This window comes from Streptomyces sudanensis, assembly GCF_023614315.1.
Classification (GTDB): Bacteria; Actinomycetota; Actinomycetes; order Streptomycetales; family Streptomycetaceae; genus Streptomyces; species Streptomyces sudanensis.
In genome coordinates this window covers 2,386,818-2,394,659 of sequence record NZ_CP095474.1, presented here as the reverse complement: position 1 = coordinate 2,394,659, position 7,842 = coordinate 2,386,818, and the positions used below count along the sequence as shown (strand labels likewise).

General features: G+C 73.3%; 8 protein-coding genes and 1 riboswitch. Of the genes, 7 read left to right on the top strand and 1 reads right to left on the bottom strand.

All coding sequences use genetic code 11. The features are described 5' to 3' along the window. Positions 1–39 precede the first annotated feature (39 nt). The 6 genes from MW084_RS11025 to MW084_RS11000 all read left to right on the top strand — a co-directional run. Positions 40–390: LysM peptidoglycan-binding domain-containing protein (locus MW084_RS11025; RefSeq protein WP_275563569.1), on the top strand; the 351-nt coding region annotated here is incomplete at its 5' end. Positions 391–649: 259 nt separating this feature from the next. Further along, a riboswitch (cyclic di-AMP (ydaO/yuaA leader) is annotated at positions 650–817 on the top strand. Positions 818–820: 3 nt separating this feature from the next. Then, complete coding sequence (locus MW084_RS11020) at positions 821–1,540, top strand: transglycosylase family protein (RefSeq protein WP_010473397.1); 720 nt, start codon at positions 821–823, stop codon at positions 1,538–1,540. Between the two features lie 358 nt (positions 1,541–1,898). Next, positions 1,899–3,194, top strand: coding sequence for a phosphopyruvate hydratase (gene eno, locus MW084_RS11015; protein ID WP_078571955.1), 1,296 nt, complete (start codon positions 1,899–1,901; stop codon positions 3,192–3,194). Between the two features lie 101 nt (positions 3,195–3,295). Beyond that, positions 3,296–3,769 (top strand): FtsB family cell division protein, encoded by a 474-nt coding sequence (locus tag MW084_RS11010; protein WP_010473393.1) that lies wholly within the window; start codon positions 3,296–3,298, stop codon positions 3,767–3,769. Between the two features lie 71 nt (positions 3,770–3,840). Next, entirely contained in the window at positions 3,841–4,386 is a 546-nt protein-coding gene (locus MW084_RS11005; protein ID WP_010473391.1) for a DUF501 domain-containing protein, read from the top strand. Then, a complete protein-coding gene (locus tag MW084_RS11000) occupies positions 4,383–5,297 on the top strand; it encodes a Ppx/GppA phosphatase family protein (RefSeq protein ID WP_010473389.1) in 915 nt (304 codons plus the stop codon). Before MW084_RS11005 ends, MW084_RS11000 begins: the two co-directional genes overlap by 4 nt. 166 nt (positions 5,298–5,463) lie before the next feature. Here MW084_RS11000 and MW084_RS10995 read toward each other — a convergent pair whose 3' ends face one another. Beyond that, the gene (locus MW084_RS10995; protein WP_029553710.1) at positions 5,464–5,736 is read right to left on the bottom strand and encodes a type II toxin-antitoxin system Phd/YefM family antitoxin; all 273 of its coding nucleotides are present in this window, start codon (positions 5,734–5,736) and stop codon (positions 5,464–5,466) included. A 476-nt stretch (positions 5,737–6,212) separates the two neighbouring features. On the opposite strand from MW084_RS10995, the gene MW084_RS10990 reads away from it, so the two are divergent. Beyond that, complete coding sequence (locus MW084_RS10990; RefSeq protein ID WP_010473385.1) at positions 6,213–7,589, top strand: NAD(P)/FAD-dependent oxidoreductase; 1,377 nt, start codon at positions 6,213–6,215, stop codon at positions 7,587–7,589. Positions 7,590–7,842: the final 253 nt, after the last annotated feature.

Sequence of the window (7,842 nt, the reverse complement as noted above, 5' to 3'; positions counted from 1 at the left end):
GCACCGCGGGCGACCCCGCGACCGGCACGGGCNGGNNNNCACCGCGGCGCCCCGGCCGAGGAGGGCGCCCCGGTGGTCCCCGGCGCCCCGGCCGTCCCCGGCGCCCCGGCCGTCCCGGGCGCCGAGGGCGAGCCCGGCGACCCCGTCGAGGGGCGCGAGACGGGCCGGCACGCCTCGCGGGGCGACGGAGCGGCGCGCACGGCGGACGGCCTCGCCGCGGACGGCACCTACACCGTCCGGCCCGGCGACAGCCTCTCGGCCATCGCGGATGCCCGGAAGGTGCCCGGCGGCTGGCCGGCGCTGTACGAGACGAACCGCACGACCGTGGGCGCCGACCCCGATCTCATCCTCCCTGGTCAGAGCCTCGACCTGAAGGCGGACGAGAAGTAGTCGAGGGCCGGATGTCCGTTTCGGGGAAATGAGACAAGGATCTCTTCGCCTCAACTCGCCCTCGACGGTGCCCGGTCCGTCCGTTTCCGCCGCTACCTGCGCAAACGCCCTTAAGTGACAGATGTGTAGGGGGTATTTGACCTGAATGTCCGTCTTTGATCTCGCGGCGGGTCTGTGCGTACCGTCGTCATCGCTCGCCACCGCGGGCCCCGTTCGACCGGTAACGCCGAATCCTGCCGCCGGACGACGGGAACAGTCGACGCTTTCAGCGCCGTAGGCAGGAGCGGGGGACCCAAGGTAGGCGCCGGGCCCGGCCGTCGGGAGACGACCGGAACCGGCTCGGGGTGAAGCCGCGCCCAGCGCGCGGCCGGGCACTCACCAGGCCCGAACCCGACAGCTCACCTCGCAGGCGTCGGTGAGGAGATCAGCCATGCTCACTTCCGGCAAGGGCAAGCACCGCCGTCCCTCCAAGGCCGTCCGCATCGCCGCGTTCGCCGGCGTCACCGGTGCGGCCGTCGCCGCCCCGCTGATGGGCGCCGCGCCCGCCGGCGCCGCGACCCCCGCCGAGTGGGACCGCGTCGCGCAGTGCGAGTCCGGCGGCAACTGGTCCATCAACACCGGCAACGGCTACTACGGCGGCCTGCAGTTCTCCGCCTCCACCTGGGCCGCGTACGGCGGCACGCAGTACGCCTCCACCGCCGACCAGGCCAGCAAGGCCCAGCAGATCGAGATCGCCGAGAAGGTCCTCGCGGGCCAGGGCAAGGGCGCCTGGCCGGTCTGCGGCGTCGGCCTGTCCAGCGCGCCGTACGGCGGCGAGCGCGCCGCCGAGCAGCCCGCCACGCGCAGCGAGCAGCGCACCGCGCCCAAGGCCGAGTACCGGCCGGCCCCCGCCGCGCCCAAGACCGGGTCCCAGCCCAAGGCCGAGTCCCAGGCGGCCCCCAAGGCCGAGTCCAGGACCGTCACCACCCCGACCGGCAAGAAGGTCGAGAAGGGCGACGGCGAGTACAAGGTCCGCACCGGCGACACGCTCAGCTCCATCGCCGCGGCCGAGAACGTCAAGGGCGGCTGGAAGAAGCTGTTCGACCTGAACGACGACATCCTCGACAGCGCCGACCTCATCTACCCGGGCCAGCAGCTCCACCTGAGCTGACCCCGCCGGCCCGGCCGGGACCACCCGGCCGCGGCCCCTTTCCCTACCGCCCCCGGCCCGCCGCGCACCCCCGCGCGGCGGGCCGGGGCCTTTCCCGTCGCGGACACTCCGCCGCCGCCGTCCCGTCGCCTTCCGTTCCCGCCGCCCCGGCCTCCGGAGCGCCGGGAACGGGACGCGCGCCGGCCGCCCTCCGGCGGGCAGGCAGGGTCGCGGGGCGGCCGTTCGCCCCGTAACGCACCCTCATGCGCCTTTTGCCCGCCCGGCGGGCGGCCGGTCGCGGGCGCCGGCCCCCGGGGCGGCTAGGCTCTTGCCGCAAGGCGAAAGATCCCGCACTCCATGCGTCACATCCCAGAAGGAGATGCTCGTGCCGTCCATCGACGTCGTCGTAGCCCGGGAAATCCTGGACTCCCGAGGCAACCCCACGGTCGAGGTCGAGGTCGGCCTCGACGACGGCAGCACCGGCCGTGCCGCCGTCCCGTCCGGTGCCTCCACCGGTGCGTTCGAGGCCCTCGAGCTCCGCGACGGTGACAAGGACCGCTACCTCGGCAAGGGCGTCGAGAAGGCCGTCCTCGCCGTCATCGAGCAGATCGGCCCGGAGCTCGTCGGCTACGACGCCACCGAGCAGCGGCTGATCGACCAGGCGATGTTCGACCTGGACGCCACCCCGGACAAGTCCTCCCTCGGCGCCAACGCCATCCTCGGCGTCTCCCTCGCCGTGGCGCACGCCGCCTCCGAGGCGTCCGACCTGCCGCTCTTCCGCTACCTGGGCGGCCCGAACGCGCACCTGCTGCCGGTGCCGATGATGAACATCCTGAACGGCGGCTCGCACGCCGACTCCAACGTGGACATCCAGGAGTTCATGATCGCGCCGATCGGCGCGGAGTCCTTCTCCGAGGCCCTGCGCTGGGGCACCGAGGTCTACCACACCCTCAAGAAGGTCCTGAAGGACAAGGGCCTGTCCACCGGCCTCGGCGACGAGGGCGGCTTCGCCCCGGACCTGGAGTCCAACCGCGCCGCCCTCGACCTCATCATGGAGGCGATCAAGCAGGCCGGGTACACCCCGGGCAAGGACGTCGCGCTCGCCCTGGACGTCGCCGCGTCCGAGTTCCACAAGGACGGCGCGTACGAGTTCGAGGGCAAGTCCCGCACCGCCGCCGAGATGATCGACTACTACGAGGAGCTCGTCGCCTCGTACCCGCTCGTCTCCATCGAGGACCCGCTGTTCGAGGACGACTGGGACGGCTGGAAGGCCGTCACCGAGCGCCTCGGCTCGAAGGTCCAGCTCGTCGGCGACGACCTGTTCGTCACCAACCCCGAGCGCCTGGCCCGCGGCATCGAGGAGGGCGCCGCCAACGCCCTGCTGGTCAAGGTCAACCAGATCGGCTCCCTCACGGAGACCCTGGACGCCGTCGAGCTGGCCCAGCGCAACGGCTTCAAGTGCATGATGTCCCACCGCTCCGGCGAGACCGAGGACGTCACCATCGCCGACCTGGCCGTCGCCACCAACTGCGGCCAGATCAAGACCGGCGCCCCGGCGCGCTCCGAGCGCGTCGCCAAGTACAACCAGCTCCTGCGCATCGAGGAGATCCTCGACGACGCCGCGGTGTACGCCGGCCGCGGCGCCTTCCCGCGGTTCCGCCCCGCCAACGGCTGAGCGCCCGGGGGCCGGCGCCCGGCCGCCCCCGGTTGCGTACGTCCCCGGCCGCGGTCCCGTACCGTGTCCGGGGACGTTCGTACGTGAGGAGGGGCGAGCCGATGGGCCAGAGCCGGGACCGGTTCTCGACCGCGACGAGGCTGAGGCTGCTCGGCGAGCAGACGGCCGCCCGCGTCTACCGCTCCCAGAGCCGCCGCCAGGCGCGCCGCTCCCGGCTCACCGGGCGGGCCGCCTTCCTCGCCCTCGTCGTGTGCACCATGGTCGTCGCCCTCGCCTACCCGATGCGCCAGTACGTGTCGCAGCGCGCCGAGATCGCCGAACAGGAGCGGCTGGCGGAGGAGGCCGCCGCCCGCGTCGAGCGGCTGCGCGACGAGAAGGCCCGCCTCCAGGACGACGCCTACGTCATGCGGCTCGCACGCCGGCACCTCCACTACGTGATGCCCGGCGAGACCGCCTTCACCATGAACGACCCCGAGGCGGCGCAACGGCACCGCACCGACCAGGGCGGCGACGGCCGGCCCTGGTACTCCACCGTCTGGGACGGCGTGGACCGCGCCGACCGCCCGGACCGATAGCCCCGCCGGCGGCCACCGACGGCCCCGGACCCCACCAGGACCGAGCAGCACCGAGCAGGATCAAGGCAGGAATGGAAACGCCCCCTCCGCAGACCGACCGCACCGAGCCGACCGAGGCCGACGTCGCGGCCTTCAGGGAACAGCTCGGCCGCCCCCCGCGCGGCCTGCGGGCCATCGCGCACCGCTGCCCGTGCGGCGAGCCCGACGTCGTCGAGACCGCCCCCCGGCTCCCCGACGGCACGCCGTTCCCGACGACGTACTACCTCACGTGCCCCCGCGCCAACTCCGCGATCGGCACGCTGGAGGCGAACGGCGTCATGAGGGAGATGACCGAGCGCCTCGCCGCCGACCCCGAACTGGCCGCCGCCTACCGGGCCGCGCACGAGGACTACATCGCCCGCCGCGACGCCATCGAGGTCCTGGCCGGCTTCCCCAGCGCCGGCGGCATGCCGGACCGCGTGAAGTGCCTGCACGTCCTGGTCGCGCACTCCCTGGTCGCCGGGCCGGGCGTGAACCCGCTGGGCGACGAGGCGCTGGCGATGCTCCCGGAGTGGTGGGCGAAGGGCCCCTGCGTGAGCACCGGGTGCGGCGGGGCCGCGGAGGAGGACGCCCGGTGACCCGGGTCGCGGCCGTCGACTGCGGCACGAACTCCATCCGCCTCCTCGTCGCGGACGTCGACCCCGACGCGGGCACCCTCGTCGACCTGGACCGGCGGATGACCGTCGTCCGCCTCGGCCAGGGCGTGGACCGCACGGGCCGGCTGGCCCCGGAGGCGCTGGAGCGGACGTTCGCCGCGTGCCGTCAGTACGCGGCCCTCATACGGGAGCTCGGCGCCGAGAAGGTCCGCTTCGTGGCGACCTCCGCGTCCCGCGACGCCGAGAACCGCGAGGACTTCGTGCGGGGCGTCCAGGAGATCCTGGGCGTCGAACCGGAGGTCGTCACCGGCCGGCAGGAGGCCGAGTTCTCCTTCACCGGGGCGACGAGGGAACTGGCCGGGACCGACGAGTACCTGGTCGTGGACATCGGCGGCGGCTCGACGGAGTTCGTCGTCGGCACCGGGCACGTCGAGGCGGCCCGGTCGGTGGACATCGGCTGCGTACGCCTGACCGAACGCCACGTCCGCCACGACCCGCCCGCCCCGGACGAGGTCGCCGCGATCCGCGCCGACGTGCGCGCCGCGATCGCCCTGGCGGAGGAGACCGTCCCGCTCCGCGAGGCGCGCACCCTCGTCGGCCTCGCCGGCTCCGTCACCACCGTCGCCGCGATCGCCCTGGGCCTGGCGGAGTACGACTCGGCGGCGATCCACCGCTCCCGCATCCCCTACGAGCGGGTCGCCGAGGTCTCCGACCGGCTGCTGGCGATGACCCACAAGGAACGCGCCGCGATCCCCGTCATGCACCCGGGCCGGGTCGACGTCATCGTCTCCGGCGCCCTGGTCCTGCGCGAGATCATGGAGCGCGTCGGCGCGCGGGAGGTCGTGGTCAGCGAGCACGACATCCTCGACGGCATCGCCTGGTCCATGGCCTGACGCGGCCGCGGGCGGGCCGTCCGCCGGGAGCCGCCCGGCGGACGGCCGGCGACGGCCTCCCGGGGCGCGGCCGCCCATGTCCCGGGCGGCCGCGCCTCACAGGTTGCGGTAGACATCCCGCCGGCCGCCCCCTCGACGACGAGGACGACGAAGCGGAAGGCGCAGGTCACGCGGTCCCGCCGTCCCGCTCGGTGAACAGGTCCGCCAGCAGCTCCGCCATCGTCACGGTGGGGCCTCCCTCGGCCAGGACCGCCTCCGCCTCCCGCGCCAGCACCGCGTCGGCCGCTTCCTCCAGGGCCTCGAAGTCCGCGATCGGAACCACGGCCGCCACCGGGGCGCCGTTGCGGGTGATCACCGTCGGGGTGCCCCGCTCGGCCAGGTCGACGTGGCCGGCGAGGCGCGCGCGGGCTTCCCGTACGGTCACGGTGTTCTCGGTCATGGGGGAAGTGTGCCCGTACGGGCCCGGTGGCGGTCCGGCCCGGGAGCCGAGCTCCGGGGCGGTCATCGGCCGGACCGCCCGTCCGGGTGCGGGAGAGACGGCTGCGGCGCCCCGAACCGACGGGGCGTCGGGAAAAGGTCGTGAAGTTCTTCACAAGGAAAAGACCTTGGATAGGGGGCCTCGCACGGGCTGCGCCCCTTACAGAGCCCCGCCGAGAGCCCGCTCCGCCTCCGTTTCCGCCGCCGCGGGAGCATCGCCGCCGCGCGGGCCGAAGGAGCGGCACACTCCTGTCGCCGACCCTGCGGGCCAGTTCACAAGGGGTGAGGGACGGGTGAACAACGTCTTCGACCGCGTTCTGGTTCCCGATGGGGATCATGACTTCGGTCACGTGGGCGGCGCAGTGTAGCAGAGGGCCGTACGGAACTTGTGAAGGGGCGCACGAGCGACCCCCATCCGGGGGGTGGATACTCGATGGCATGAGCACCACGGAGCGTCCCAGGATCCTCGTAGTAGGCGGTGGGTACGTAGGCCTGTACGCAGCCCGACGCATCCTGAAGAAGATGCGCTACGGCGAGGCGACCGTCACGGTCGTCGACCCGCGCTCGTACATGACGTACCAGCCGTTCCTCCCCGAAGCCGCCGCCGGCAGCATCTCGCCGCGGCACGTCGTCGTCCCGCTGCGGCGCGTGCTGCCCAAGGCCGAGGTCCTCACCGGCCGGGTCACCACCATCGACCAGGAGCGCAAGGTCGCCACCGTCGCGCCGCTGGTGGGCGAGGCGTACGAGCTGCCCTTCGACTACCTGGTCATCGCGCTCGGCGCGGTCTCCCGGACCTTCCCGATCCCCGGCCTCGCCGAGCAGGGCATCGGCATGAAGGGCATCGAGGAGGCCATCGGCCTGCGCAACCACGTGCTCGAGCAGTTGGACAAGGCCGACTCGACCACCGACGAGGAGGTCCGCCGCAAGGCGCTGACCTTCGTCTTCATCGGCGGCGGCTTCGCCGGCGCCGAGACGATCGGCGAGGTCGAGGACATGGTCCGCGACGCCGCCAAGTACTACCGGAACGTGTCCCGCGAGGACATGCGCTTCATCCTGGTCGACGCCGCCGACAAGATCCTCCCCGAGGTCGGCCCGAAGCTCGGCCTGTACGGCAAGGAGCACCTCGAGGGCCGCGGCGTCGAGGTCTACCTGAGCACGTCCATGGAGTCCTGCGTCGACGGCCACGTGGTGCTGAAGAACGGCCTCGAAGTCGACTCCAACACGATCGTGTGGACCGCCGGTGTGAAGCCGAACCCGGCGCTGGCCCGCTTCGGCCTGCCCCTCGGCCCCCGCGGCCACGTCGACTGCCAGCCGACGCTCCAGGTCACGGGCACGGACTACATCTGGGCCGCGGGCGACAACGCCCAGGTCCCGGACCTCGTGGGCCGCAAGGCCGGCAACGAGAACGCCTGGTGCCCGCCCAACGCCCAGCACGCGCTGCGCCAGGCCAAGGTGCTCGGCGACAACGTCCTCTCCGGCATGCGGGGCTTCCCGCAGAAGGAGTACAGCCACGCCAACAAGGGCGCGGTCGCGGGCCTCGGCCTGCACAAGGGCGTCGCGATGATCGTCATGGGCAAGGCGAAGATCAAGCTCAAGGGCCGTCTCGCCTGGTACATGCACCGCGGCTACCACGGCATGGCCATGCCGACCTGGAACCGGAAGATCCGCGTCTTCGCGGACTGGACGCTCGCGATGTTCCTCAAGCGCGAGGTCGTCTCCCTCGGCGCCATCGAGTCGCCGCGCGAGGAGTTCTACGAGGCGGCCAAGCCGACGCCGGCGCCCGCCGCCCAGCAGGAGAAGGCCAAGGCCTCCTGACGCCTGCCGGGGCGACCCGGCCGTCTCCAGGGGTTCCGACGAGGGGCCGCCCGCCATCCGTGGTGCGGGCGGCCCCTCGTCGCGTCCTGCCGCGCCCGTACGCCGCCCCCGCCGTGCGCGGGCCGGGAGCGCCGTGCCGGGTCCGGCGGCCGGGAGCGCCGTGCCGGGCCCGTACGCCGCCGGGGTGCTGCCCGCGCACGCTCTCCTGTTCGTGTANATACGCATCGGACGCCTGCTGCCAACGCACCCTCAA

Coding starts and splice junctions, on each gene's coding strand:
- MW084_RS10995 (WP_029553710.1), bottom strand. CDS start 5,736: ATGACCGAGAACACCGTGACCGTACGGGAAGCCCGCGCGCGCCTCGCC.
- MW084_RS10990 (WP_010473385.1), top strand. CDS start 6,213: ATGAGCACCACGGAGCGTCCCAGGATCCTCGTAGTAGGCGGTGGGTAC.
- MW084_RS11020 (WP_010473397.1), top strand. CDS start 821: ATGCTCACTTCCGGCAAGGGCAAGCACCGCCGTCCCTCCAAGGCCGTC.
- MW084_RS11010 (WP_010473393.1), top strand. CDS start 3,296: ATGGGCCAGAGCCGGGACCGGTTCTCGACCGCGACGAGGCTGAGGCTG.
- eno (WP_078571955.1), top strand. CDS start 1,899: ATGCTCGTGCCGTCCATCGACGTCGTCGTAGCCCGGGAAATCCTGGAC.
- MW084_RS11005 (WP_010473391.1), top strand. CDS start 3,841: ATGGAAACGCCCCCTCCGCAGACCGACCGCACCGAGCCGACCGAGGCC.